Genomic DNA, 24377 nt, shown 5'->3' with positions numbered 1-24377 from the left:
GGGGTATGAAAACCGATGAGGTGCTGGACATCTTCCGCGAGGCTGGTGCTGTTCTCGAGGGCCATTTCATCCTGACGTCGGGTCTTAGAAGCCCAGTCTTCTTGCAGAAGGCGCGGGTGTTCATGCATGCCGACAAGACGGAGAAGCTCTGCAAGGCGTTGGCCGAAAAGATTCGCGCTGCCGTTCCGGGCAGGATCGACTATGTCGTCGGCCCGGCGATCGGCGGGCTGATACCGGCTTACGAGACTTCACGCCATCTCGGCGTGCCGGCGATCTGGGTCGAACGTGAAAACGGCGAGTTCCGCCTGCGCCGCTTCGAGGTCGCCAGCGGCGCGCGCATCGTCATCGTCGAGGACATCGTTACCACGGGCCTGTCAATACGCGAGACGATCGAGTGCCTGCGCGAACTGGGTGCCGAGGTCGTGGCCGCCGCATGCATCATCGACCGTTCTGCCGGTAAGACCCATGTCGGCGTACCGCTGATCGCGCTCGCCGAATACGAGGTCCCGGCCTATCCCGCCGATCGGCTTCCGCCTGAACTCGCGGCGATCCCGGCAATCAAGCCCGGCAGCCGCAACATCTGATGGAGGCGGCCGTGATCGCCGGCATTGATCATTTCGTGCTGACGGCTCGCTCTGTCGAGGCCACCTGCGATTTTTATCAACGTGTACTCGGCTTTGAGCGTGTCGACGCGCCCGGTCGGCCGACAGCGATGGCCTTCGGCAACCAGAAGATCAATGTGCACGCACTCGGACACACCTTCGAGCCCAAGGCGAATGCACCGACGCCGGGCTCGGGGGACTTCTGCCTCATCACCGACCGGCCGCTTGATGAACTCCAGGACCGGTTGGCGAACAACGGCATCGTGGTCGAGGTCGGGCCGGTCGAGCGTATCGGCGCGCGGGGGCTGATGATGTCTGTCTATTTTCGTGATCCGGACGGCAACCTTGTCGAAGTCAGCCGATACCTGACGTAATCTCCCGTGCTATTGCCTGCGACGACGAACCTGAACCCGATCTCAAATTCGCCGTGATCATCCGGTCTTGGATAGAAGAACCTTACAAAAAATGATCGCTACGCGCGGGCTGGACGGACATCGTTTAGTTGTTGTTGGGGTTGCGTATGGCTATATCAGGACTGCGGTTGCCTTCGGGTGGCTGGCAAGCGCAAGATCGGGTTCCGGTCGAAAGATGGCCGGTTCGCAAGCAGTAAACCGCCGGGAATAGGAACAGATTGCTTTTTCGACGCCGCACACCTGACGGGCTTCTCGAGCGGATCCGCACCTATCTGTGGCCGCGGCGCTCCTTCTCGCGCTCGCTCCAGTATTTCTCGAAGCGCATCCTGCGGCTGAAGGCCACTCCGCACGCCGTGGCGGCGGGCGTCGCCGCGGGCGTATTCGCCTCGTTCTTTCCCGTGGGATTCCATTTCGCAATTGCCGCCGTGCTGTGCTGGCTGGTTGCTGGAAACCTTGTGGCGGCAGCTCTCGGTGCGGTTTTCTTTGGCAATCCACTGACGTTTCCGCTCTTGTGGGGAGCCTCCTGGGAAACCGGCAAGCTCCTCCTGCACGATCGCCTTCCGCGTCATGGGCCGCCCGCGCATCTCGGTGAGATGATGCACAACCTTTCCTTTTCGCAGTTGTGGGACCCTGTTCTGAAGCCAATGCTGATCGGCGCGGTGCCGCTGGGGCTGGTCTTTGGTCTTTTGTTCTACGGCATAACGCGTTGGGGTATGACCGCATTCCGCGAACAAAGACGCAAGCGGTTGGCTGAAAAGGCCGTACGGATTGAGACGCCGTCTCATACGGCCGGAAGCGTCGGTTCCACCGCACGATGATCATCGGTATCGGCAGCGACCTGATCGATATCAGGCGTATCGAAAAATCGCTGGAGCGTCATGGTCAGCGCTTCATCCAGCGCATCTATACCGAGGTCGAGCAGGCCCGCTCCGAAGGGCGCAGGGCTCGGACCGCCTCCTATGCCAAGCGCTTCGCAGCCAAGGAAGCTTGCGCCAAGGCGTTGGGCACGGGGCTCGCGCAAGGCGTGTTCTGGCGAGACATGGGCGTCGTCAATTTGCCGGGGGGCAAGCCGACCATGGAACTGACGGGTGGCGCGGCGACGCGGCTGGAGACGATTCTGCCAAAGCGGCACAGAGCCGCGATTCATCTCACCATCACGGATGATTTCCCGCTCGCTCAAGCCTTTGTGATTATTGAAGCCCTGCCGGTCGAAGAAGCGCCACATTGATTGCATCTGACGGCCGGCATTGACGTTGCCCAGCGCGCGCCGAGACTCTATACCATCCAACGCACAATCGAGGACGACATGAGCGTGGCTGAAAAATCAGAGAAGAAATCCGGCGGACTTGGCGAGACAGTCAGCGTCATCATCCAAGCCCTGCTGCTTGCGCTGGTCATTCGCACGCTTCTGTTCCAACCGTTCTCCATCCCGTCCGGGTCGATGCGGCCGACACTTCTGGAAGGTGACTATCTGTTCGTCACCAAATGGTCGTATGGCTACTCTCGCTACTCGCTGCCCTTTGGACCCGACATTTTTTCGGGCCGTATCTGGGGTTCAGAACCGAAGCGCGGCGACGTAGTGGTGTTCAAGTTCCCGCCGGATCCGTCTGTCGACTACATCAAGCGCGTTGTCGGTTTGCCCGGTGACAAGATCCAGATGAAGGATGGCCAGCTCTTCATCAATGGCGTTGGTGTACCCCGCGTCAAAACCGGCCAGATCGACAATCCCGACATCACCGAGACGAACCGTCCGGTTGACGTCTACCACGAGACGCTGCCGAACGGCGTCAGCTACGATACGCTCGATTTGACGCCGAATTCGATTGGCGACAATACCCGCGAATTCGATGTGCCGCCCGGCCACTATTTCATGATGGGTGACAACCGCGACAATTCCAGCGACAGCCGCTTCAGTGTCGGTTTCGTTCCCGCGGAAAATCTGGTCGGCCGCGCCAATCTGATTTTCTTCTCGATTGCCGGCAAGGCGAGCCCGCTCGAAATCTGGAAATGGCCGACGCTGATGCGCGCTTCGCGCCTGTTCCATTTTGTAAACTAGGGATGGCCACGAAGCGGTTGTCGGCGGATGCGCTTGCCGATGAGCTCAAGAGGCGCATCGGTCACACATTTGCCGATAGCCAGCGGCTGCAGCGTGCGCTGACCCATGCCAGCGCGCGCAGCAGCCATGCAGGCGTCGACTACGAGCGTTTTGAATTCCTCGGCGATCGCGTTCTGGGTCTTGTTGTCGCGGACATGCTGCTGGCGGCGTTTCCGGACGCGGCCGAGGGGGAACTGTCGGTTCGGCTCAATGCCCTGGTCAATGCCGAAGCCTTGGCGGAAATCGCCGAGGATATCGGCCTGCCAGAACTGATCCGTGCCGGCTCCGATGTGCGTGGCCTGGATGGGCGCAAACGCGTCAATCTGCGCGCCGACGCATTGGAGTCTCTGATCGCCGTGCTCTACCTCGACGGTGGGTTGGAGGCGGCCCGTGCCTTCATACACAAATACTGGCAATCGCGCGCGCAAGCCACCGGGGCTGCCCGCCGCGATGCCAAGACCGAGTTGCAGGAATGGGCGCATCAGGCGGCAACCGCCGTGCCGGCCTACAAGATCGAAAGCCGCGAAGGACCAGACCACGACCCGCTGTTCACTGTCAGCGTCAAGGTCGGCGGTTTCCAACTGGCAACCGGGAGTGGACGCTCCAAGCGCGAGGCTGAACAGGCTGCTGCCGCAGCATTGCTTGTGCGCGAAGGCGTCTGGCTTAAACAAGGAAGCGCAGCATGACCGCAACTGAAGACGCTGCTCCGGTAACGGAAGCCGCCGCAACACGCTCCGGCTTCGTCGCGCTGATCGGCGCTCCCAATGCGGGAAAATCGACGCTGGTCAACCAGCTTGTCGGGGCCAAGGTGTCGATCGTCACGCATAAGGTGCAAACGACGCGCGCCATCGTGCGCGGCATTGCCATGCATGATAATGCGCAGATTGTCTTTGTCGACACGCCGGGCATCTTCAAGCCGAAACGCCGGCTGGATACTGCGATGGTGACCACCGCGTGGGGCGGAGCCAAGGACGCCGACATCGTGCTCCTGCTGATCGACGCCGAACGCGGCATCCGTGGCGATGCCGATGCGATCCTGGAGCGATTGAAGGACGTGCGCCAGCCAATGGTGCTGATCCTCAACAAGGTCGACCGGGTCAAGCACGAGGCACTGTTGGCCCTGGCGGCCGCAGCCAACGAAAAAGTGCCTTTCAAGCGCACCTTCATGGTCTCGGCCCTGACCGGTTCGGGTTGCAAGGACTTGCTCGACTATCTGGCTGAAACGCTGCCCGCCGGTCCCTGGTATTATCCCGAGGATCAGATTTCCGACTTGCCGATGCGCCAGCTTGCCGCCGAGATCACCCGCGAAAAGCTCTATCTAAGGCTGCATCAGGAGTTGCCCTATTCCTCGCATATCGAGACCGAGAAATGGGAAGAGAAGGCGGATGGCTCGGTGCGAATAGACCAGACCATCTATGTCGAGCGCGACAGTCAGAAGAAGATCGTGCTTGGCCACAAGGGCGAGACGATCCGCGCCATAGGCCAGGCCGCGCGTATGGAGATCGCAGGCATCCTCGAACAGAAGGTGCATCTGTTCCTGTTCGTCAAGGTGCGCGAAAACTGGGGAGACGACCCCGAGCGTTACCGCGAAATGGGGCTCGAATTCCCCCGCTGAGTGAAACTGATTCGCGACGCCTCAGTTGGCGCGCGCCCAGTTTACATTCTTACAGACAAGGCCGCCAACGATGCAGCCGCGTGTCACGAGGCTCGCTTTCTTGACCTTGACCTGGATCGAATAGGTCAGGTTTCGTTTGGGGTCGAAAGCCTGGCCAGCCAGCGTGTCCGCGGATTTCGGCTTTACCGTCATCACCAGTTTGTCGCCGACATGTTCGCCGCCGCTGGTATCCTTGATCCACACATTGGTGGCACAGATATCGGAGCCGCAAGGGGCAATGCGTACTTTCGCATTGCCGTCGCCACGCATCCAGATACCGCTGGGGTCAGGCTGGGATGCAGCCACGGCGGCACTTGCCAGCCACAGAACGCTCAATCCCATCACGATCTTCTTTGCTTTCATGCATGCCATCCTCGTCGCCGTGTCCGGGCAAATACGCGGTTGAGCCGCTTGGAGTTTCGGCGATGGATCGATTTTTTCGGTCTGTTGATGGCAATCGGCTGATGCGCGCCTGGATGGCGAAACTGTATGGACGCATTTGCCGTTCTTGCAGCGGATAGAAAAAGGCCAGCACAGGAGAGACGCTTGTTGGGAGTTTACGCAATAGCCTATGTCGCCACGGCGCTCGTGTTCCTCGGCATCGATTCGATCTGGCTGACGTTGACGGCAAGCCGGCTTTACAGGCCGCTGCTTGGTGACATGCTCGTCGATGGGTTCAACCCGACGCCAGCCGTTCTCTTCTACGCCATCTATGTCGGCGGTATCGTCTACTTTGCCGTTCGGCCGGCCTTGGCCACGGGAAGTGCGGCTACGGCAACTCTCAACGGCGCCGTGTTGGGCTTCGTTGCCTATGCCACATATGACCTGACCAATCAGGCGACTTTGAAGAACTGGCCGGTTCAGATAACCATTGCTGACCTGTGTTGGGGAACCATACTGTCGGGCGTGGCAGCGACGTTGGGGTTCCTAATCGCCCGGTACTTTGCCCGCGCGGCATAGTTCAGCGGTTGTTGCGCTCGCCGATCAAGCCTGAGGCCAGCAAGCCGACAAAGGCCGTCAGCGTCCCAACGCTTGTCGCGTTGAGCTTGACGAAGGCCGCGTATTCCAGTGGCGAATAGAGGTGTACCGGCGCTCCATAGCGTCCATGCAGGAATGTGAAAACGAGGAAAGCGGCGCCCGCGATCGCGAACCCGATCAGGCGTTCACTGGGCCTGAACACAACGAAGCCGATCAGCACGCAAGGAATGAGAAACATCTCGACGCCCGATGCAACGCCGAACACCTTGGCGCTCAGCATCGTGTTTGCAATACCTGCAACCGGCAGCAAGGCACGGCCAGCGGTTGGGTATAGCCGGGCCACGGCGGGCACTGCCGCGAAGAATGGCGTCGACAGGAACAACCAGAACGACGGTGCGATGTCCGGCCCGACGATCCAGTAGAGATAGAGCGGATAGAAGGGCTGGTTGGAGACGACAACCAGCGCAATCAGGTTGGCGGTCGCGACGAGAGGATCGTCATGCGCGGCGTAGGCACGAAGCGATTGCCAAAGTGATGAGAGGCTCAAGTCTGTCAGCTCTTTGCCGGGCGCAGGCGATAGTGGCTAACGCCCCACTCCTCGCCATTGGCATGACCGAACAGTCCCGCGGTTGCCAGGAAGAACAACCGCCAGCGCCGCCGCCACAGCGCGGCATCGGCACCATAGACGTCGCTCAGGATACGATCGATCTGTGCACGATTGGCGTCGAAATTGGCCAGCCAGTCCTCGGCCGTGCGCTGATAGTGAAGACCACTCCAGCGCCATTCCTGCTCGACCTCGAAGATCTCGGGAAAGCGCCGGATAAGCCCGTGGCTGGGCATGACGCCGCCGGTGAAGAAGTGGTTGGCTATCCAGTCGCTCTTGTCGGCATGATCGAAACGATAGCAACCTTGTTTATGGGTGAAGACGTGCAGGAACAGCTTGCCGTCATCAGCGATCCAGCCCTTGACCCGTTCCAGCAGCTTCTTCCAGTTCGACATGTGCTCGAACATCTCGACCGAGACCACGCGGTCGAAGAGCCCTTCCGGCGAGAAGTCGTTCATGTCGGCGGTGACGACGCGCACATTGTCGAGATTGCGTTCCTTCGCCTGCTCTTCAATATAGCGGCGTTGCGGCGCTGAATTGGAAACGGCGACAATCCGCGCAGCGGGAAAGCGTTGCGCCATGAACAGGGTCAGCGAGCCCCAGCCGCAGCCAAGCTCCAGGATGCGCTGTCCATCGACGATATCGGCATGGGCGATGGTTTCTTCAAGCGCATGGACTTCCGCCAGCGCCAGCGTTTCGGCGCCATTGCCATAGAGGCAACTGGAATACTTCCGACGTGGTCCAAGGGTCAGACCGAAGAAAGCCGGCGGCAGTTCGTAGTGCTGCTCGTTGGCTGCCTCGACATGGGTGGCGATCGGGTGCTCGGCCATGGCGCGAGCGAAATCGCCTTCGGTGGACATCGATACCGCCGAAAGGCGGCGTCTGGTTCGACCGACCAGGAATTGTATACCGTACCGGGTCAGCGGGTCCGGCAATGGCGTGCGCTCGACGGTGTTTATGGCGGAGGCAATCAGGTTCATGTGGAGCCACTCTTTGGCGTCTGGAGGGAGGATGGCGGCATTGACGGTCCGGGCCAGAAAGCGTTGACGCGTGCCTGATAGGCGCGAAAGCTGTCGCCGCGCGATCGCAGCATATGCGCCTCCAACGGTGGAATGCCGGAGACGTGGACCAGCAGCCAGTACATGAAGGCGGGACCGCACAGCGCAATCCATCCCCATGGATACGCTCCACTGAGGTCGATGGCGATGACGGCATAGGCAAGCCAGCCCAGCCATTCGAAGAAGTAGTTCGGATGGCGCGAAAGAGCCCACAAGCCAATGTCGCAGACGCGGCCCTTGTTGGCGGGATCGGCACGGAAGCGGGTCAGCTGGCGGTCGGCCACGGCTTCGCCGCCGATGGCGACGGCGAGGATGAGAACGCCCAGCCAGTCGCCGAAACCAAGAGCAGGCGCGGGATTGTGCGCGGCGGCGGCGATTGCGATCACCAGCAAAAGCGCGCAAGCGGCCTGGATCTGCAGGAACCAGAACAGACGGCCGCGAAAATTATCGCCCCACTCCTTGCGCAACTGCCGATAGCGCGGATCGTCGCCGCCCTTCCTTGTACGCGCGACAATATGCAGACCGAGTCTTAGCGACCAGATTCCCGCCAGGCCGGCGACGACAAGCTGTCGCTGTGTCGTGTGTGGCCAGTCGCCTAGAGAATAGAGCGATGCCATAACGCCGACGCCTCCGACCGCAAACGACCATATTGCATCGACCCATCCGGATTGTCCCGAGCGGACCGCGACTGCCCACGCTCCCGTCATGATAAGCGACAGAGAAATGGCGATGACGATGATTTCGGCGGCAAGCGTCACGGAATGATGTCCGGATTCGTTCGGGATGCGTTGTTCTCAGGCCAATAACGCGACAATGCCCGCGAGAGTTTCGTTCCGCCAGCAAAAGCCTTCACCAACGGATCGTCTGCACTGTTTTCCATATTCCGCTGCGTCAGGCGGCAAGTTCATTCACCGCTGCATGGTGGCCTGTTGCCCTCCACATCAAGGCTGTGCTCGCTTTGGGATTCTCATTTCCGATAGGACGGGGTCATTGAGACATGATTCCGAGAAAAATCGCTATGTAGGAATATAATTCTGAAAACCGTTGTAAGGTGAGGCTGTCATGCTTATTCATAATGATTAGCCGGAAAACATCTAAGTAATTATAAAACAAATACTGCAATGTTCCATTTGTGCCATTCGTATTGTTTGGAGTGATATTTGTACAACACGAGGATAATCTGTCTATTTTGGAGACATTATTTCGGAGTTTGTCATTGAAGGCTGAGGGTCGATGAGTATGTTCGCCGCCGAAAGAGGGGCGCGATGCGAGCCTTTTTCGACGTGGGGTAAGGCGGAGAATGCTGCTGTCAGCCACAAATTCCGAAGCCAATTGCAATTATGACTGGAGAGGTCAGAAAATGAACATCAAGAGCCTTCTTCTCGGCTCCGCTGCGGCAATGATCGCAGTCTCCGGCGCTCGTGCGGCCGATGCTGTCGTCGTCGCCGAGCCGGAACCCGCTCAATACGTCAAGGTCTGCGACGTCTACGGCGCCGGCTATTTCTATATCCCTGGCACCGAGACCTGCCTGCGCATCGGCGGCTATGTCCGCTATGACATTGGCGTTGGCGACGCCGGCACGTTCGATGGCGTCAACCACGTTCCCGACCACATGGGCGGTGACACCCACTCGACCTACTATAAGAACACCCGCTTCACGCTGAAGACCTGGACCGGCCAGGAAACCGAACTTGGCACCTTGAAGACCTATACCGAGACCCGATTCAACTTCGGCAACAGCAGCGGCGACTATCTCGGCGCAGGCAGCGACTGGCAGGGCCGTAACAAGTCTCTCTCACTGCGCTACGCCTGGATTCAGCTCGGCGGCCTGCGTGTCGGTAAGGACGATACCGCTTTCGATACGTTTGTCGGCTATGCCGGCAACGTCATCCAGGACACGATCGTGCCGTATGGTGGGCAGGAGAGCAACGTCGTTCAATACTACTTCGATGCCGGCAGCGGCTTCTCGGGCCTGGTCTCGCTCGAAGAAGGCGCCGGCAGCGTCGGCACCATCGACAGCTATGTCCCGCATGTGGTCGGCGGCTTGAAGTACAAGGGCGACTGGGGTGCGATCACCGGCGTCGCAGCCTATGACAGCAACTACGAGGAAGTGGCCGGCAAGGTTCGTGTGGACGTGATTGTCAGCAAGGAACTGTCGCTGTTCGTCATGGCCGGCTACGGTACGAACGACAACCTGACCGATCCGTCCAACTCTATCAATGCCAAGGGCCGCGGCTTCTACAAGCAGTGGGGCGGCAACTGGGCAATCTGGGGCGGTGGCACCTACAAGTTCAACAACAAGACGGCGTTCAACGCCCAGATCTCCTATGACGACTGGAAGAACCTCGGCATAGCCGCCAACATCGCCTATACCATCGTCCCCGGCTATACCATCACCGCTGAAGTCGACTACCAGAACGTCGGCAATGACACCCCGCTCAATTCCGTATGGGCGGGTGCGACCAAGAAGAGCAACATCGGCGGCATTCTCCGCTTCCAGCGCTCGTTCTAATTTGGCCTAACGGACCGCCCGCCGCGTGTCGCGGCGGGCGGTCGACCTGTTTGGTCGCGCCATTTCAAAATTGCCTGGACCACCCTCATCTTGATTTCGCGACCCAACGGGTGAAAAGCTCTCGTCATGGAATGGCGCGACGAGGGAATCATTCTCGGCACTCGCAAGCATGGCGAAACCAGCGCCATTCTCGAGGTGATGACGCGCGCGCATGGCAGGCATCTAGGCCTCGTGCGCGGCGGGCGTTCGCGCAAGCAACAACCCGTTTTACAGCCCGGCAACCGCGTCGATCTTCTGTGGCGGGCACGTCTTGACGAACATCTCGGCACCTTTCAGGTGGAGGCGATCGAGATGAACGCCGCGCGCCTGATGGACAGCGCCGTTGCCGTCTATGGTCTGCAGACCATGGCCTCGCATCTGCGTCTTCTGCCCGAACGCGATGCACATGGCGGGCTTTACGAGACGCTCGGCGTGATGATCGCCCATCTCGATGACGCCGACGCGGCCGGCGAACTGGTGGCCCGGTTCGAGCTCCTTGTCCTGGATGAACTCGGCTTTGGCCTTGATCTCAGCCAATGTGCCGCGACCGGCAGCCGGCACGATCTTGCCTACGTCTCGCCGAAGTCCGGTCGCGCCGTGTCGCGCGAAGCGGGGATGCCGTGGCGCGACAAGATGCTGGTGCTACCCGCCTTTCTGCAGCGCGGCTCCGGCCTGCGCGCCGATCCGTCGGCGGTCGAAGATGCGTTTCGGCTTACCGCGTTCTTCCTTGCCCGCCATGTCTACGAGCCACGCGCCATCGAGGAGCCGGGTGCGCGGGCCGGCTTCCTTGCCGCTTTGCGCAAGCACCATGCATCCCGCAAGAAAGTAGTCGCGGAAACCACGGCTGGAGAAAGCGCCGCATGAGCGAGGTGAAACTTCATTCCTGTCGTGTCGCTATGCTCTGTCCAGGCACCATTCCGCATGAGGACATTCTCAAGTACACCGGCATCGAGCTGCCCCAGCGCATCATCGACAACCGTTACCCGGCGCCGCCAATCTCCCTTCAGCTCAATTTCGTCATCAATGGAGTATCGGAAGGGCGTGCCGTGTTCCATGGCATGCCAAACGATAAGGGCGAGGCCTCCGCGACGGCGGAATTCAAGGTGAACCTGACGCGGCCGATCACGCCAGTGACGGGCGATGTGGTGTGCGAGTTCAAAGTGGTTCACAAGGGGCTGGCGGTCTCGGCGGCGGCGTTGAAGGATGCCTGCGGCAAGTTGCTGGCCTTTGGCACTGAAACATGCTCGATCTTTCCGGCCGCCAATCTGGCGGTGCGTTGACGTGACTGCAAGGATCGGTCCGGTTTGGGGGAACCGCAATGTTTGAAAGCCTGATCGGCCTTGTCGCCATTATCGCGCTGTTCGTCATCGTGTCCCGTCAGCAGAGCCGAATCGGCCTGATCGAGCGCGAGTTGGGTGCGTTGCGCAGTCTCGTGAATTCGGGGGTGCGCACGACGCTGCCGGAGGCCATCCCGGCCGCACAGGCCTCCGATGGCGACCGGCCCGAGAATGCGCTTGCGGCGGCTGCCTTGGATGCCGCATCGATACCCGATAGCGAAGTCCCGCCACAGGCGGCGGCGCTGGAGGCTGGAACCACCGCCGAGGCCGTGCCCGGACCCTGGACTGTCAAGGAGGCCGTGCCTGCGGCGTCCGGACCTGCCGAGCCCCCCGCGCCGGCGAAGGCCGCCCGGCGGTCCGATGTCGAAACGGCGCTCGGCACGCGATGGGCGGTCTGGGTCGGCGGTATCGCCCTGGCGCTTGGTGGCCTTTTCCTGATCCGTTACACGATCGAAGCAGGCATTTTTGGCCCTGGTGTCCGTCTGATCATGGCCGTGATATTCGGTCTGCTACTGGTGGCCGGCGGTGAATTCATTCGCCGCACCGGGTTAAAGGTGCCGGTGCAAGGCACCGCCGGGGCCTATATCCCGGCGATCCTGACGGCCGCCGGCGCTTTCATCCTGTTCGGCACCGTCTATGCCGCCTATGGCGTCTACGGCTTTATCGGACCTGCGTTCGCCTTCGTGTTGCTGGGCGCTATAGGCATTGCAACAATCGGGGCCGCCCTTGTTCACGGCCAATCCCTGGCCGGGATTGGCCTGCTGGGCGCCATCGTGACGCCCATGCTGGTTTCATCCCAGGCACCCAGCCCGTGGGCTCTGTTCGGCTATCTGGCGATCGTTCTGGCGGCAACCGGCGCCATTGCCCGGCTGCGTGGCTGGGCGCTGCTGATGGCGGCGGCCTTCGCCGGCACAGGCATCTGGACCATCCTCTACATGACCGATTCGCCGGGCGCGAACCTCTCGGCCATCCTGTTCATCGATACCGTCACGCTGGCGGTGCTAGCCTTCATCTGGCTTGGCCGCAATGCAGAAACCGAGCCGCTCGCTGGCTTTGACTGGCCATCCGTCGTGCCGGCAAGTTTCGTGTCACTTTCCGCTCTCGCGCTGTTCGTCGATCCCGAGTTCGCCACAGCCGGCGATGCCTTGCCGGGAGCCGTCTTGATCGTCTTTCTCGTGCTGGTGGCCCTCTACAGGACGCGCGCGATACCGCTTCTCTACGCTGCCGGGCTGGCCACGGTGATGATCTATCTCGGCATCATACCGCCGACGGCCGTTGCCTCGGACTTTCCCGGTGGCAGTTTGAACGTTAACGGCGTCGCGGTGGTCACTGCCGACACCCTGACGTTCAGGATCGGCATCGTGCTCGCGCTTTTCTTCATCGTTTCAGGCTTCCGGGCCGCCCGAAAGTCGGCCGCATCGGCGCCGGTCCGCGCCGCTTCGTGGGCCGCCTGGAGTGTGATCGTGCCGCTGGTGATCCTGTTTTCGCTCTGGTTCACCTTCGGCAATCTCGATCGCGACTTCGGCTACGCGTTTGGCGCAGCGCTGCTGGTGGTGGCATTCGCGGCCGGCGGCGAATGGATCGCAGGCCGGGAAACACCGCCGAGGAAGGGCGGTGCAGCCGTTTCATTCGCGCTCGGCGGCGCGGCTGTCGCGGCGCTTCTGATGCTGCATATGGCGTTCGGTTCCGGCATGACCACCATCATGATCGGAGCGTCGGCGATCGTGCCGGCGCTGGCCACCCGCTGGCGCGGCTACCCTGTGCTCGGCTGGATCTCCGTGGGCGCGGCCATCGCGGTGCTTTGCCGCGTCGTGTTCGATCCGACAATCGTGGGCGCTGAATTCCTGTCGACGACGCCGGTTTTCAACTGGCTCTTGCCGGGATACGGCGTCCCTGCGCTCGCCTTCGGCTTTGCCGCCTGGCAGCTTGCCCGCACCACCAATGGCCGGCCGCGCCTCGCGATGGAGGCAGCGGCGGCACTGTTCGCGCTGCTCACCATAGCCATGCTGGTGCGCCATGCCATGCATGGCGGCGTCATTGGCAGCGGTGCGCCATCACTGGCCGAGCAAGCTATCTACACGCTGATTGCACTGGGCGCCGGCGCCATTCTGATCGCAATCGATCGACGCCAACCCAGTTCCGTACTTCGCTATGGATCGATGGCGGCAGGGGCGGCCTCGGTGCTTTTCATTGTCGGGCAGCATTTCGCAACGTTGAATCCGCTCTTCACCGATGAATCCACGGGCCGGATCCCGGTATTCAACCTGCTGTTTCTCGCTTACCTGTTGCCGGCTATCGCTGCTGGCGGGCTGGCGCTGTACGCCCGCGACAAACGGCCGAGATGGTACGCCGCCATGCTAGCACTGGCGGCGGCATTGCTTGCCTTTGCCTATGCCACCCTATCGGTCAGGAGATTTTTGAAGGGCGAGTTCATCGGCTATTGGAGTGGCCTTGGTCAGGTTGAAACCTACACCTATTCGGCCCTGTGGCTGGTCATGGGGGTCGCGCTTCTCACTGCTGGAGTCTGGTTGAAGTCGCAGGTTCTGCGCATTGCCTCTGCCGCACTGATTTCAGTCGCCGTTCTCAAGGTCTTTCTATTCGACATGTCGGAGCTCGAAGGGGTGCTGCGGGCGTTGTCCTTCATCGGCCTCGGTGCGGTTCTCATCGGGATTGGACTGTTCTATCAGCGCCTGCTGACCCGTGCGGCGAAGGAAAATGCATAGTCGTAAGGAATCATGGGTTTCCGCTCGGCGCGGGAATAAAATGATCGTTGGCAGCGTTACACCATTGCTCGGGTGACCGAGGCGGCGGACCGCTTCGCTCTGGCCGCTTGCGCCGCGCCGAGAAGGCGCGTTCAATTGTTCCGGGCAAGAGGCGAGTTCAGAACCAGCGGTTATGGACGAGAAGAAGGCATCAATCCTTGGCGAAATACCGCGCCTGCGCCGTTACGCACGCTCGCTTGTGCGCGACCGTGATGCAGCCGACGACCTCGTTCAGGATTGTCTCGAGCGGGCACTCGTCCGGCTCGACAATTGGCAGACCGGAGAAAGCCCCCGGAGGTGGCTGTTTACGATCATGCATCATTTGTTCATCGACCAGATGCGCAAGGTAAACCGGCGTGGTGAGGCCGCGATACTGCCGTTGGAGGCGGGCGAGGCACTCGCCGCGCCGGCCGAGCAGTTGGAGAGCATCGCTTCGCGCGAAATCATCGACGCATTGCAGGCGATCAGCCCTGATCGCCGCGCTGCACTGGTGATGGTGGCCATCGAAGGATTTTCCTATGCCGAGGCCGCCAACATCCTAGGCGTGCCGGCCGGCACGCTGATGTCGCGGATCGCGCGTGGACGCGAGGAGTTGCGCGGATTGCTGGACGACACGGCCCGCCGGCGAACGATAAGGATCGTCGAAAAATGATCCGGCGCGATTTTTCCGAACGCGACATCCACATGGCACTCGACGGCGAGCTTCCGGCCGACGAACGCGTGGCCTACGAGACATGGCTGGAGTCCAATCCCGAGATGAAGGCGAAGAGCGTTCGCTATACAGCCGATCGCTCCGCACTGCGCGCCGCCTTCGCCGGCGTGATCGATGAACCGGTGCCGGCGCGACTGCGCAAGGCCTTGCTCGGCGAGACCCCCACCAAAGGGGCGGCGCCACGTTCGCGCTGGTGGCTTTCGGCTGCCGCTGCCGCAGTCCTCGCCGTTGGCGGTGTTGGCGGCTATCTTGCCGGCATCGATCACCTGGGTCTGGAAGACCCGGCGGAAGATCAGCTTGCCGAACAGGCGATCGCGGCTCATGTCATCTATGCCGCGGAACAACGGCACGCGGTTGAAGTGCCGGCAAGCGACAAGGATCATCTCCAGACCTGGCTGTCCAACCGTGTGGGGTTGAAGCTGGTGGCGCCGGATCTCACCGCCGACGGGTTCCAGTTGGTCGGTGGCCGGCTCTTGCCGGCAGGGCAGGGCAAAGCCGCGATGCTGCTTTACCAGGATGACAAGGGCGAGCGCATTTCTCTCTTCGTCACCGCGGAATCGTCGGAGAATGCCAAGGGCACCTACGCATCGGCGGAAGATGGCCCCCAGGCCGTCTATTGGCTGGACAGGGGCTATGGCTGCGCCGTTGTCGGTTCGCTGCCGCATGAGCGACTGTCGGCCGTGGCCAGGAGCGCCTACACCCAACTCGTGAATGGCCTGGACAGCTAAGGGGCTCGCCCTATGGACGACGGCGTTGCGTTTCCTCCTTGTGCGCGAGGATGACCTCGCACTGTGTTTGCTCGCCAGAATGCGTTCCGAATTTCGGGTGCGCCCGCTGGGCCGGAACTGTCACAATTCGGCCCTAATCCAGGTGCGATAGCGCTTGATGATCATCGGCAGTTCGGCTGATATCAGCAGTGTTTCGACAAGGGCCTTTCCACAACCCAATCGAGGTTTTCCGAGCCCGCATGCCTGCCGAGATCCGCACGGCCCGCGCGACCGACGTCGATGACCTCGCTGCCATCGAGAAGGCTGTTTTCGCGAGCGACCGCATTTCCCGTCGTTCCTTTCGCCAGCTGATCGAACGCGAGACAGCCGAGATGCTGGTCGCCGAGCATGATGGCCACGTTGCCGGTTATGCCGTCGTGCTGTTCCGAAAGGGCAGCGGAGTGGCGCGCCTTTATTCCATCGCTACAAGCCCCTTCTTTGGTGGGCGCGGCATCGGCCGGTTGCTGCTCGAGCGGGCGGAGGAGGCGGCTTTCGAACATGGCCGCATGATGCTTCGACTCGAAGTGCGCGAAGACAATGCCAGGGCCATCCGCATCTATGAGCAAAGCGGCTATCGCAAGATCGGCCGCGAGCCCGGCTACTATGGCGACGGCCAGACGGCGCTGCGCTATGAAAAGACCCTGCGCGGCGACATACCGATCGCGACCAGCGTTCCCTTCTATCAGCAGACCTGCGAATTCACCTGCGGCCCGTGCTGCCTGATGATGGCGATGTCCAATTTCGATCGCGGCTTCGTGCCGGATCCGGTCATGGAAATCCGGTTGTGGCGTGAGGCGACGACGATTTTCATGATGTCGGGTCCTGGCGGCTGCGAGCCGTTCGGACTGGCCGTCGCCGGTCACGAAAGCGGACTTTCCGCCGAGATCTATGTGTCCTTCTACGGTGCGTTATTTTTGCAGTCGGTGCGCAGCGAGGACAAGCGCCGGGTGATGGAACTGGCGCAGGTCGATTTTCGCCGCCGCGCGGAACAATACGGCATCCCGGTCAATTACCGTTCGTTCGTCATCGACGATATCCGCGCGGCGATCGCGAAGGGAAAGCTGGTTTTGGTGCTCATCAGCGGCTTCATCATGTTCGGCAAGAAGGTGCCCCACTGGGTGCTGGCAATCGGCGATGACGGCGACCATATTCTGATCCACGATCCCTGGGTCGAGGACGAGAAGCAGGAAACAATCCTTGATGCCGCCAACATTCCAGTGCCCTACGGCATCTTCATGAACATGGCCCAGTTCGGCCGCGACGGGTTGCGCGCGGCTATCATTCTCGGAAAGCGCTGAAGACAATGACCTGGGTCATCCTGACAGGCCGGCAGAGCGATCTCGACCAGGTGGCGACACCGCACAAGATCATCACCAACCGCGACTACCTCGCGCACCCCTCGCTGTTTCGTGGCCAGCGCCCGAAGGTTATCAACCTGTCGAACAGCTACGGCTACCAGAGCCGCGGCTATTATGCCTCGCTGCTGGCCAGTTCGCGCGGCCACAAGGTCATCCCGACGGTCGAGACCATGATCGACCTGTCCGAGCGCAAGCTCTATGAGCACGCGTTGCCGGAACTGGAACTCGCCCTCAACAAATGCCGCAAGGATCTGGGCGGCGCCTTTCCGCAAAAGGTGTGCATCTTCTTCGGCATCGGCCCCTCCAAGGTCTGGGACCGCTTCGCCAAACTTCTGTTCGACTGGTTCCGGGCGCCGGCGCTGGAGGTCCACATCAAGGACAGCGCCGAATGGGCCTCGATCCGCAAGATAGGCTTCCACCCGCTGGCGCGGATGACCGAGGAAGAGGAAGCGCACTTCATCCAGTGCCTGGAGACCTACACCAACCGCGAATGGCGCGACACAAAGGGCCGCACTCCGGCGCGCTACACTTTCGCCACGCTGGTCGATCCTCATGAGGAACTGGCGCCATCGCAGATTTCGTCACTTCGCTACTGGGCCAAGATTGCCGAAAAGATGGGCGTCGAAATCGAACCTATCACCAAGAAGGATCTGGCCAAGCTCGCCAATTACGACGCGCTGTTCATTCGCGAGACCACCTCGATCTCCAATCATACCTATCGCTTCGCGCGCCGCGCCCAGCAGGAAGGCATGCCCGTCATCGATGATCCGCTGTCGATGATCCGCTGCACCAACAAGGTCTATCTCAACGAGCTGATGACCTACAACAAGGTTCCCGTGCCGCCGACGGTGATGATTGCCGGCACATCGGACCTTGAGCTGGCTGCACAGACGCTCGGTTTTCCGCTGGTGCTGAAAATCCCTGATTCCTCGTTCTCGCGCGGCGTCAAGAAATGCGGCACCTTCGACGAATTGAAGACGCTCGCGACCGAATGGCTGGAAGATTCCGATCTTCTGATCGCGCAGAAATTCATTCCGACCGAATATGACTGGCGCGTCGGTGTGCTCGGTGGCCAGCCGCTGTTTGCCGTCCACTATCTGATGGCAAAGAAGCACTGGCAGATCGTCAACCACAAGGCCAACGGCAAGCCAGACCAGGGCGGCATCAAGACCTTCACGCTCAAGGAGACGCCGGCCCATGTCGTCGAGACAGCTGTGAAGGCGGCGCGCTGCATCGGCGACGGCCTTTACGGCGTCGATCTCAAGGAGACCAAGGACGGTGTCTTCGTCATTGAGGTCAACGACAATCCCAACCTCGACCACGGCTGGGAGGATTCCGGCGAAAAGGACGAAGTCTGGGTGCGGCTGACGCAGTGGTTCCTGGAGCGGCTGGACCGACCGGGACGGTAATTCCCCGGAGGGAAAAGATGCAGTTCATCGTGATCGAGGATTTTACCGGCTGCGACCGCAAGGAAATTTACCGCCGTTTCCGAGACCGCGGCCGCCTTAAGCCGGACGAGCTTCTCGTGCACCACAGCTGGATCGCGGCGGATATGAGCCGCTGCTTTCTGCTGGTTGAGGCCGATGACGTGACGCTGCTGCAGCGATGGGTCATCGAATGGGCGGATCTGGTGGAGTTCGAGATCGTTCCGGTGGCGACGAGCAAGGACATGGTCGGGGCTTTGAGCGGGCATCTCTGATCGGCCACGAGCCATCCGGCTGCTTCGCTCAACGCAACGCGGGTGAGCCGACCGCGCGCCGGCATTCCTCGGTCAGCCACTGGCGAAATGCCACCACCACATCGCGCCTTGCGCTGCGCTCCGGGATCGTCAGGCAATAGGGCTGGCGCAGTTCCAACGCTTGGGCGACAGGTCGGACCAGCCTGCCGTCTTCCAGCGCCTCGGCACAATAGATTCCTTGCGCCAGCACGACACCCAAACCTGAGATGGCCAGGTCAAGCGCTGCCCGCGATGAGTTGGCCGAGAGGCCGCGGTCCACTGCCCGGCCGGGCTCGATGCCGGCTGCTTCGAACCAGTTGCGCCAGGATGGAAAGGAAGCCCCCGTCGGTCCCCAGTCTGTGTGGATCAGCGGCAGGTTGGCGAGGGCCTGGGGGCTGATCGCTTCGGCGAGCCCTGCTGCGCAAACGGGATAGACGGCGTCCCGGACGATGTCTTCGGTCGGATGCTCGCGATAGTGCGGGCCGTAGGAGAGCCTGATGTCGATCAACTCACGATCGAACGCCACCGGGTCGTCGTCGCCTCTGAGCGATATGTCGACACTACCATGACCTGCCGCGAAGCCGGCGAGACGCTGTGAAAGCCAGCCCATGGCCATGGACGGCGGTACCGACACAACCAGGCGCGGGCGGAACGCGTCGCCTCCCAATTCGCGGGCGACGCTGCCGATCTCGTGGAAGGCCATGGTCAGCCTGGGCAGCACCTCGACACCGGCCTCTGTAAGGACGACACGCCGGTTGATGCGGTGGAACAGCCTGCGGCCCATCTGATCCTCGACAGTGCGGATGAGCTGGCTGACGGCAGCAGCCGAGACCGAAAGCTCCTCCGCTGCCGCAGCAAAGCTGCCGGTACGCGCCGCGGCTTCGAAGGCCTGTAGTCCCTTTAGCGATGGAAGTGCGACCATGACCGCCAGATAGGTAAGCTTAACTTATCCAAATCGCACGAAACGTCGTTTTTGAAAAGTTTTTTGATCGGCTAAGGTGGTCTCCAGCAATCCCGAACCAGGATCGAAGCAGATGGACCATCGCGACATCATTGCGTCACTGACCCCGGAAGAGCGCAGTCGTATCACCGCCAAGTCGGATGTCGCGGGTTTGGTTCAACTCGGCGCCCATTGGGGGGCGATCGTGGTCATCGGGTCGCTGATTGCCGCGAAGGTTCCGTTCTGGCCGCTGCTGATGCTGCCGCAAGGTATCCTGATCGTCTTCCTGTTCACGCTGCTGCATGAGACGGTGCATCGGACCGCTTTCGAGACACAATGGTTGAACGACGCCGTGGCGCGGGTTTGCAGCCTGGCGCTCGCATTGCCTGCCGACTGGTTCCGCTACTTTCACTTCGCCCACCACCGCTTCACCCAGGATCCCGAGAATGATCCGGAACTGGCTTTTCCCAAGCCGGAGACGCTGCGGCAGTACCTCGTGCATGTCTCCGGCATTCCCTTGTGGTGGGGCCACATCCAAACGCTCTACGGCAATGCCACGCGTGACTCTCACGATAGTTACGTGCCGCCGAAAGGCCGTCCCAAAGTGCGTGCTGAGGCGCGCGCCATGATCGCCTTTTATGTCCTGATGCTGGCGTTGGCTGTCTGGTTCAAGGCGACAGTACTACTCTATGTCTGGATCATTCCCGCTCTGCTCGGCCAGCCATTCCTGCGGCTTTACCTGCTGGCCGAGCACGGCCGTTGCCCGTTCGTTGCCAACATGCTGGAAAACACCAGGACGACACTGACCAACTGGGTGGTGCGTAAGCTGGCCTGGAACATGCCTTTTCACGCTGAGCATCACGCCTATCCTGGCGTGCCGTTTCATCAATTGCCGGAGTTCCATGCGCTGATTGAACGGCATCTCAAGGTGGTCGAGCCCGGCTATGTCAGCTTCCACGAAAAATACATAGAGACATTGCGTTGAGCGTGCTGGCCCGCCGGGCCAGCGTAAATTTCAATTCCGCCGAACCCCCGATGCTCCAACAGCGCTCACTTGGATTGGCGGCGCGGAGTGGCCGATCTGAGCAGGCGCTGCATTGTCGCTGCATTCGACGGTGCGCCGATCAGATAGCCTTGCGCCTCGACGCAACCTTCCTGGCGCAGGAAGTCAAGCTGCGCGTCTGTCTCCACACCTTCCGCCGTAACCGTGATGCCAAGCTGGGCGCCGAGCCCGATGATCGTGCGCACGATCGCGGCGGTGTCGCGTTTGTCGATATCGCGGATGAAGGAACGGTCGATCTTGATCTTGTCGACGGGAAACCGGCGCAGATAGCCGAGCGACGAGTAGCCGGTGCCAAAATCATCCAGGGCGATGCGGACGCCGAGATCGCGCAACTGCCGGAGCGCTTTGAGCACCGTATCGCTCTCGTCCATCAGCACGGTCTCGGTGATTTCGAGTTCGAGCCGGTCAGCCGCCACTCCGGAATGGGCCAGCGCCGAGATGACGCTTCGTGCGAAGGCGCCGCTCCTGATCTGCATGGCCGAAACGTTGACGGCGATGCGCAGTCCGGAGGGCCATCTGGCCGCGGTGGTGCAGGCCTTTCTCAACGCCCATTCGCCGAGCGGCACGACCAGCCCGGTTTCTTCCGCGACCCTGATGAATTCATCCGGCTGAACGAGCCCCCGCGTTGGCGAGTGCCATCGCATCAAGGCTTCGGCTCCAACGACTTCGCCGGAGGCGATATTCATGATCGGCTGAAAGTCGAGCTCGAACTCACGATGCGGCAGTGCTGCCTCAAGGTCTGCTTCAAGCGCGCGGCGCGCCAGCACCATCGCGTCCATGTCCGGCTCGAAGAAGCGGTACAGGTTGTGTCCCTCGCTCTTCGCTCGATAGAGCGCCATATCGGCGTTTTTCAGCAGCGTTTCGGCGTCCTTGCCATCTTCAGGGAAACGCGCGATGCCAAGGCTGATGCCGACATGCATGTCGCGGCTGTTGTCGTGAAACGGCTTTCCGATGGCCTCGACGATGCGCCTGGCGAGCCTCTCGGCGTCATCCTGGCCCTTGGCGTCGAACTGGATGATGACGAACTCGTCGCCGCCGAAACGGGCGACCATATCCGTTTCATCGTGTAGGCAGTTCTGCAAACGCTCGGCCACGCATTTCAGCAGCCAGTCGCCTGCCGGATGCCCCCAGGTGTCGTTGATGGCTTTGAAGCGGTCGAGGTCGAGCGAGAACACCGCAAGACGCGTGTCCTTGGTGTCGCTCAAAGCCTGGTCGAGCCGTTCGCGGAACATGGAACGGTTGGGCAGGTTGGTCAGCGTGTCATGATGAGCCAGGTGTGTCATGCGCTCTTCGACACGCCGGCGCTCGGTGACGTCGTCGAAAGTGGCGACCCAGCCGCCCCCGCTCATCGGCCGGCGCGAGATCATCACTGTCCTGCCGTCGGCAAGATGGCGGTGTGTCGCCCGTGTTTGCCCGGCACGCAGGCATACATCGGTCTTGGAAACCTCGTCCTCGATGTCTATGCCGGCATAAACGCCCTTGCTCACCAACAGATTGAGCAACTCGCGGTGCGTGAGGCCAAACGGGAAGTCGGCCTCATCCAGCCCATAGAGTTCCAGAAAACGCTGGTTTCGCACGATCAGCTTGCCGTCCGCATCATACATCAGCAAACCCTGGGACATGTTCGCGAGCGCGGCGTCGAAGCGGCGGTGCTGTTCCGTCAGGTTCTGTTCGGCATGTCGCTTTTCGGTGATGTCCTCGTAGATCGACACCCACCCACCCGAAGCCAGCGGCCGGTGGGAAATGTTGATGATGCGCCCATCCGCAAGGGTCTCCTCATAGGTCGAGGGTTTTGCCTGATCGATATAGGGTTTCCGGATGGCATAGAGTTCTTCGGCGCTCTGCGAGGCGACACCAATGTCGACGCTGTGCCGCAGGATATCGAAAAATCGAATGCCCGGCTGCATGACCTTGGCATCGAGACAGAATATGCGGATATAGTTCCCGTTGCAGATGATCATGCGCTCGTCGGCATCGAACATGCACAGGCCATGCGACATGTTTTCGACGGCCGCCGAAAAACGCTCGTTCTGTTCGCGCAACTCGTCTTCAATCTGTTTGATCGGACCAACGCCTTCGGCCTCCCGTGCCAGGGTGGGCGAACCAGCCTTGAAATCAGCGACGGGCATGGGCGCGCCTGCAGACCGTGATCCAGCACGGTACTGTTAACCCCGCCGGTTAATTTACCGTATTCAGTTGCTTGGATACGCGGCCACAACCGCTCGACGCTGGCTTTCGATCGCTGCAAACCGCTTCAGGAAGGCATTTTGCGCCCAAGTGACCGAGCGAGGCGTGAAATCGAAGCGATCCGCGTGGAAACCGCGCGGCCTGCCAAAGAACTCCGTTGCCTCGGCGATCGAGAAGCCGGCGAGCAGTGTCGCCTCGAAATAGGCGGCGATCTGGTCGGCCCGCTTGATCTCCTTGCGCAGGCCCGGGTTGAGCTCGTGCGGCAGCGAGAAGCGCAGATGAATGGCGCGCTGCAATCGGAACTCGCAATCCTTGTAGCTTCCGCCCATCACCGATTTGAACGGCGAGATCATATCGCCGATGACATACTCCGGCGCATCGTGGAGCAGGGCCGCCAGTCGCGCATCAGCCGATGCTTCGGGCGCGATGTCACAGAAGAGATCCTCGACCAGCAGCGAATGCTGGGCCACTGAAAAAGCGTGCTCGCCGCTGGTCTGGCCGTTCCAGCGGGCGACACGGGCGAGTCCATGGGCGATGTCGGTAATCTCGACATCAAGTGGCGACGGATCGAGCAGGTCGAGCCGCCTGCCGGAGAGCATGCGTTGCCAGGCGCGCGGCGGCGCGCCGGCGCGATCGGCCGCCATCAGGCACCCTCCGCGCCGACGGTTTCCTGTGGGAAGCCAAATTTCGCCCATGCGGGAATGGCCAGCGAAACGGGAACCTCGCCCGCCAGGATTTCCTGGCCGGCGTCGAGCGCCGATTTGACCCGGTCGATACGGGCGATGGCGAGGCCGGCGGTTCCGGCGGTCGAGCCAAGCGTGCCGAGCGGTCTGCCTTCCACGGTCAGTTCCGTACCCGAAGCGGGCAGGGGATGCCCAGCCGAGACGATCAGCACGCGCCGACGGGCCGTGCCGCGATGCTGCATCCGGGAGACAACCTCCTGGCCGACATAGCAGCCTTTCTTGAAACCCACGCCGCCGGTCTCGTCGAGCAGGACATCATGGGGAAAGGCATCGCCGAGCTGATAGTCGGTGCCGCTTTCGGCAATGCCATTGGCGATGCGAAAGGCGTTCCAGGGAGCGGGTTCGCCGACATTTGCTGTGTCATCATAGGTGCGTGTGACGGCCGCGTCCGTGAAGCGTTTGTCCAAAACCGAATTTGAATCAGCGTGTGAGGACGTTGAATCGTCTCCCCATGCGATGGCGACAACAGCCTGATCCGTCTTGGCAATCTCGGCCTTGGCGCGCAATTTGTAGAGCATCAGCCGGCGCACGAAATCGGCGGCGATGTCGGCGCGGCATTCCAGCCGGAAGGCGTTTTCACCGGCACGCGAGATCAGGAAATCAAACAGGATCTTGCCTTGCGGCGTCAGGAGGGCGCCTGGCCTTGCCTCACCAATATGAAGCGTATCGAGGTCGGTGGTGAGGATATTTTGCAGGAAGTGTTCTGCATCAGGACCTGACACGGAAATGAGGGCACGGTCTTTCAGCAGGGCAAAGGGCATGGGTGGAAATGAACCTGATCTTGCAAAAGTGCTGGCCTTTACGTAAGCCGCTGACACTCCCCCCGCAAGAGACCG

The 24377-nt window shown here is 61.2% G+C and carries 26 protein-coding genes; 18 read left to right on the top strand and 8 right to left on the bottom strand.

Going from position 1 to position 24377, the window contains the following annotated elements; all coding sequences use genetic code 11:
• Positions 1–5 precede the first annotated feature (5 nt).
• The 7 genes from pyrE to era all read left to right on the top strand — a co-directional run bounded on the left by pyrE (position 6) and on the right by era (position 4725).
• Complete coding sequence (gene pyrE / locus ACO07C_RS08765; protein ID WP_421913782.1) at positions 6–584, top strand: orotate phosphoribosyltransferase; 579 nt, start codon at positions 6–8, stop codon at positions 582–584.
• Positions 584–976, top strand: coding sequence for a VOC family protein (locus tag ACO07C_RS08760; RefSeq protein ID WP_421913781.1), 393 nt, complete (start codon positions 584–586; stop codon positions 974–976). Before pyrE ends, ACO07C_RS08760 begins: the two co-directional genes overlap by 1 nt.
• Positions 977–1233: 257 nt before the next feature.
• Positions 1234–1833: a DUF2062 domain-containing protein gene (locus ACO07C_RS08755; protein WP_421913780.1), complete on the top strand. Its 600-nt coding sequence runs from the start codon at positions 1234–1236 to the stop codon at positions 1831–1833.
• Positions 1830–2243: a holo-ACP synthase gene (acpS, locus tag ACO07C_RS08750; protein ID WP_421913779.1), complete on the top strand. Its 414-nt coding sequence runs from the start codon at positions 1830–1832 to the stop codon at positions 2241–2243. Before ACO07C_RS08755 ends, acpS begins: the two co-directional genes overlap by 4 nt.
• A 78-nt stretch (positions 2244–2321) precedes the next feature.
• Positions 2322–3071 (top strand): signal peptidase I, encoded by a 750-nt coding sequence (gene lepB / locus ACO07C_RS08745; RefSeq protein ID WP_421913778.1) that lies wholly within the window; start codon positions 2322–2324, stop codon positions 3069–3071.
• 2 nt (positions 3072–3073) lie between these two features.
• Positions 3074–3796, top strand: a complete 723-nt coding sequence (gene rnc / locus ACO07C_RS08740; protein ID WP_421913777.1) for a ribonuclease III — start codon at positions 3074–3076, stop codon at positions 3794–3796.
• A complete protein-coding gene (gene era, locus ACO07C_RS08735) occupies positions 3793–4725 on the top strand; it encodes a GTPase Era (RefSeq protein ID WP_421913776.1) in 933 nt (310 codons plus the stop codon). The genes rnc and era overlap by 4 nt, the downstream gene beginning before the upstream one ends.
• Positions 4726–4746: 21 nt before the next feature.
• Here era and ACO07C_RS08730 read toward each other — a convergent pair whose 3' ends face one another.
• Positions 4747–5127 (bottom strand): DUF2147 domain-containing protein, encoded by a 381-nt coding sequence (locus ACO07C_RS08730; RefSeq protein ID WP_421913775.1) that lies wholly within the window; start codon positions 5125–5127, stop codon positions 4747–4749.
• 186 nt (positions 5128–5313) lie between these two features.
• Here ACO07C_RS08730 and ACO07C_RS08725 point away from each other — a divergent pair, with 186 nt between their 5' ends.
• A complete protein-coding gene (locus ACO07C_RS08725) occupies positions 5314–5724 on the top strand; it encodes a DUF2177 family protein (RefSeq protein WP_421917474.1) in 411 nt (136 codons plus the stop codon).
• Between the two features lies 1 nt (position 5725).
• Here the strand turns inward: ACO07C_RS08725 and ACO07C_RS08720 are convergent, their stop codons facing one another.
• Genes ACO07C_RS08720 through ACO07C_RS08710 form a run of 3 tightly spaced genes read right to left on the bottom strand, consistent with a single transcriptional unit; the run spans position 5726 to position 8162 of the window.
• The gene (locus ACO07C_RS08720) at positions 5726–6289 is read right to left on the bottom strand and encodes a hypothetical protein (protein ID WP_421913774.1); all 564 of its coding nucleotides are present in this window, start codon (positions 6287–6289) and stop codon (positions 5726–5728) included.
• Positions 6290–6294: 5 nt separating this feature from the next.
• Positions 6295–7326, bottom strand: a complete 1032-nt coding sequence (locus ACO07C_RS08715; RefSeq protein ID WP_421913773.1) for an SAM-dependent methyltransferase — start codon at positions 7324–7326, stop codon at positions 6295–6297.
• Complete coding sequence (locus ACO07C_RS08710) at positions 7323–8162, bottom strand: DUF1295 domain-containing protein (protein ID WP_421913772.1); 840 nt, start codon at positions 8160–8162, stop codon at positions 7323–7325. The genes ACO07C_RS08715 and ACO07C_RS08710 overlap by 4 nt, the downstream gene beginning before the upstream one ends.
• A 602-nt stretch (positions 8163–8764) precedes the next feature.
• Here ACO07C_RS08710 and ACO07C_RS08705 point away from each other — a divergent pair.
• The 9 genes from ACO07C_RS08705 to ACO07C_RS08665 all read left to right on the top strand — a co-directional run bounded on the left by ACO07C_RS08705 (position 8765) and on the right by ACO07C_RS08665 (position 18590).
• On the top strand, positions 8765–9916 hold the full coding sequence (locus ACO07C_RS08705; RefSeq protein ID WP_421913771.1) for a porin: 1152 nt from the start codon (positions 8765–8767) through the stop codon (positions 9914–9916).
• Positions 9917–10042: 126 nt separating this feature from the next.
• A complete protein-coding gene (recO, locus tag ACO07C_RS08700; RefSeq protein WP_421913770.1) occupies positions 10043–10819 on the top strand; it encodes a DNA repair protein RecO in 777 nt (258 codons plus the stop codon).
• Positions 10816–11235, top strand: a complete 420-nt coding sequence (locus ACO07C_RS08695; RefSeq protein WP_421913769.1) for a PaaI family thioesterase — start codon at positions 10816–10818, stop codon at positions 11233–11235. The genes recO and ACO07C_RS08695 overlap by 4 nt, the downstream gene beginning before the upstream one ends.
• A 38-nt stretch (positions 11236–11273) precedes the next feature.
• Entirely contained in the window at positions 11274–14015 is a 2742-nt protein-coding gene (locus ACO07C_RS08690) for a DUF2339 domain-containing protein (protein ID WP_421913768.1), read from the top strand.
• A 172-nt stretch (positions 14016–14187) separates the two neighbouring features.
• On the top strand, positions 14188–14706 hold the full coding sequence (locus ACO07C_RS08685; RefSeq protein WP_421913767.1) for a sigma-70 family RNA polymerase sigma factor: 519 nt from the start codon (positions 14188–14190) through the stop codon (positions 14704–14706).
• A complete protein-coding gene (locus tag ACO07C_RS08680) occupies positions 14703–15494 on the top strand; it encodes an anti-sigma factor family protein (RefSeq protein WP_421913766.1) in 792 nt (263 codons plus the stop codon). The genes ACO07C_RS08685 and ACO07C_RS08680 overlap by 4 nt, the downstream gene beginning before the upstream one ends.
• Before the next feature lie 239 nt (positions 15495–15733).
• Positions 15734–16831, top strand: a complete 1098-nt coding sequence (locus ACO07C_RS08675) for a peptidase C39 family protein (RefSeq protein ID WP_421913765.1) — start codon at positions 15734–15736, stop codon at positions 16829–16831.
• A gap of 5 nt (positions 16832–16836) precedes the next feature.
• Positions 16837–18300: a RimK family protein gene (locus tag ACO07C_RS08670; RefSeq protein WP_421913764.1), complete on the top strand. Its 1464-nt coding sequence runs from the start codon at positions 16837–16839 to the stop codon at positions 18298–18300.
• Between the two features lie 17 nt (positions 18301–18317).
• Positions 18318–18590: a DUF3303 domain-containing protein gene (locus ACO07C_RS08665; RefSeq protein ID WP_421913763.1), complete on the top strand. Its 273-nt coding sequence runs from the start codon at positions 18318–18320 to the stop codon at positions 18588–18590.
• A 28-nt stretch (positions 18591–18618) separates the two neighbouring features.
• Here the strand turns inward: ACO07C_RS08665 and ACO07C_RS08660 are convergent, their stop codons facing one another.
• Complete coding sequence (locus ACO07C_RS08660) at positions 18619–19530, bottom strand: LysR substrate-binding domain-containing protein (protein ID WP_421913762.1); 912 nt, start codon at positions 19528–19530, stop codon at positions 18619–18621.
• A gap of 112 nt (positions 19531–19642) precedes the next feature.
• Between ACO07C_RS08660 and ACO07C_RS08655 the strand changes: the two genes are divergently transcribed.
• Complete coding sequence (locus ACO07C_RS08655) at positions 19643–20533, top strand: fatty acid desaturase family protein (RefSeq protein ID WP_421913761.1); 891 nt, start codon at positions 19643–19645, stop codon at positions 20531–20533.
• Between the two features lie 65 nt (positions 20534–20598).
• Here the strand turns inward: ACO07C_RS08655 and ACO07C_RS08650 are convergent, their stop codons facing one another.
• From ACO07C_RS08650 to ACO07C_RS08640, 3 genes are all read right to left on the bottom strand, one after another.
• A complete protein-coding gene (locus ACO07C_RS08650; protein WP_421913760.1) occupies positions 20599–22740 on the bottom strand; it encodes a putative bifunctional diguanylate cyclase/phosphodiesterase in 2142 nt (713 codons plus the stop codon).
• A gap of 63 nt (positions 22741–22803) precedes the next feature.
• Positions 22804–23442: a hydrolase gene (locus ACO07C_RS08645; protein WP_421913758.1), complete on the bottom strand. Its 639-nt coding sequence runs from the start codon at positions 23440–23442 to the stop codon at positions 22804–22806.
• A complete protein-coding gene (locus tag ACO07C_RS08640; RefSeq protein WP_421913757.1) occupies positions 23442–24302 on the bottom strand; it encodes a YgfZ/GcvT domain-containing protein in 861 nt (286 codons plus the stop codon). Before ACO07C_RS08640 ends, ACO07C_RS08645 begins: the two co-directional genes overlap by 1 nt.
• Between the last annotated feature and the right edge of the window lie 75 nt (positions 24303–24377).

Source organism: Mesorhizobium sp. (assembly GCF_965229135.1).
GTDB lineage: Bacteria > Pseudomonadota > Alphaproteobacteria > Rhizobiales > Rhizobiaceae > Mesorhizobium.
Note: the sequence above shows the minus strand (reverse complement) of the source record. Positions and strands in the feature narration are given on the sequence as shown.

Coding starts and splice junctions, on each gene's coding strand:
- pyrE (WP_421913782.1), top strand. CDS start 6: ATGAAAACCGATGAGGTGCTGGACATCTTCCGCGAGGCTGGTGCTGTT.
- ACO07C_RS08760 (WP_421913781.1), top strand. CDS start 584: ATGGAGGCGGCCGTGATCGCCGGCATTGATCATTTCGTGCTGACGGCT.
- acpS (WP_421913779.1), top strand. CDS start 1,830: ATGATCATCGGTATCGGCAGCGACCTGATCGATATCAGGCGTATCGAA.
- lepB (WP_421913778.1), top strand. CDS start 2,322: ATGAGCGTGGCTGAAAAATCAGAGAAGAAATCCGGCGGACTTGGCGAG.
- rnc (WP_421913777.1), top strand. CDS start 3,074: ATGGCCACGAAGCGGTTGTCGGCGGATGCGCTTGCCGATGAGCTCAAG.
- era (WP_421913776.1), top strand. CDS start 3,793: ATGACCGCAACTGAAGACGCTGCTCCGGTAACGGAAGCCGCCGCAACA.
- ACO07C_RS08730 (WP_421913775.1), bottom strand. CDS start 5,127: ATGAAAGCAAAGAAGATCGTGATGGGATTGAGCGTTCTGTGGCTGGCA.
- ACO07C_RS08715 (WP_421913773.1), bottom strand. CDS start 7,326: ATGAACCTGATTGCCTCCGCCATAAACACCGTCGAGCGCACGCCATTG.
- ACO07C_RS08705 (WP_421913771.1), top strand. CDS start 8,765: ATGAACATCAAGAGCCTTCTTCTCGGCTCCGCTGCGGCAATGATCGCA.
- recO (WP_421913770.1), top strand. CDS start 10,043: ATGGAATGGCGCGACGAGGGAATCATTCTCGGCACTCGCAAGCATGGC.
- ACO07C_RS08695 (WP_421913769.1), top strand. CDS start 10,816: ATGAGCGAGGTGAAACTTCATTCCTGTCGTGTCGCTATGCTCTGTCCA.
- ACO07C_RS08690 (WP_421913768.1), top strand. CDS start 11,274: ATGTTTGAAAGCCTGATCGGCCTTGTCGCCATTATCGCGCTGTTCGTC.
- ACO07C_RS08685 (WP_421913767.1), top strand. CDS start 14,188: ATGGACGAGAAGAAGGCATCAATCCTTGGCGAAATACCGCGCCTGCGC.
- ACO07C_RS08680 (WP_421913766.1), top strand. CDS start 14,703: ATGATCCGGCGCGATTTTTCCGAACGCGACATCCACATGGCACTCGAC.
- ACO07C_RS08675 (WP_421913765.1), top strand. CDS start 15,734: ATGCCTGCCGAGATCCGCACGGCCCGCGCGACCGACGTCGATGACCTC.
- ACO07C_RS08670 (WP_421913764.1), top strand. CDS start 16,837: ATGACCTGGGTCATCCTGACAGGCCGGCAGAGCGATCTCGACCAGGTG.
- ACO07C_RS08665 (WP_421913763.1), top strand. CDS start 18,318: ATGCAGTTCATCGTGATCGAGGATTTTACCGGCTGCGACCGCAAGGAA.
- ACO07C_RS08660 (WP_421913762.1), bottom strand. CDS start 19,530: ATGGTCGCACTTCCATCGCTAAAGGGACTACAGGCCTTCGAAGCCGCG.
- ACO07C_RS08655 (WP_421913761.1), top strand. CDS start 19,643: ATGGACCATCGCGACATCATTGCGTCACTGACCCCGGAAGAGCGCAGT.
- ACO07C_RS08650 (WP_421913760.1), bottom strand. CDS start 22,740: ATGCCCGTCGCTGATTTCAAGGCTGGTTCGCCCACCCTGGCACGGGAG.
- ACO07C_RS08645 (WP_421913758.1), bottom strand. CDS start 23,442: ATGGCGGCCGATCGCGCCGGCGCGCCGCCGCGCGCCTGGCAACGCATG.
- ACO07C_RS08640 (WP_421913757.1), bottom strand. CDS start 24,302: ATGCCCTTTGCCCTGCTGAAAGACCGTGCCCTCATTTCCGTGTCAGGT.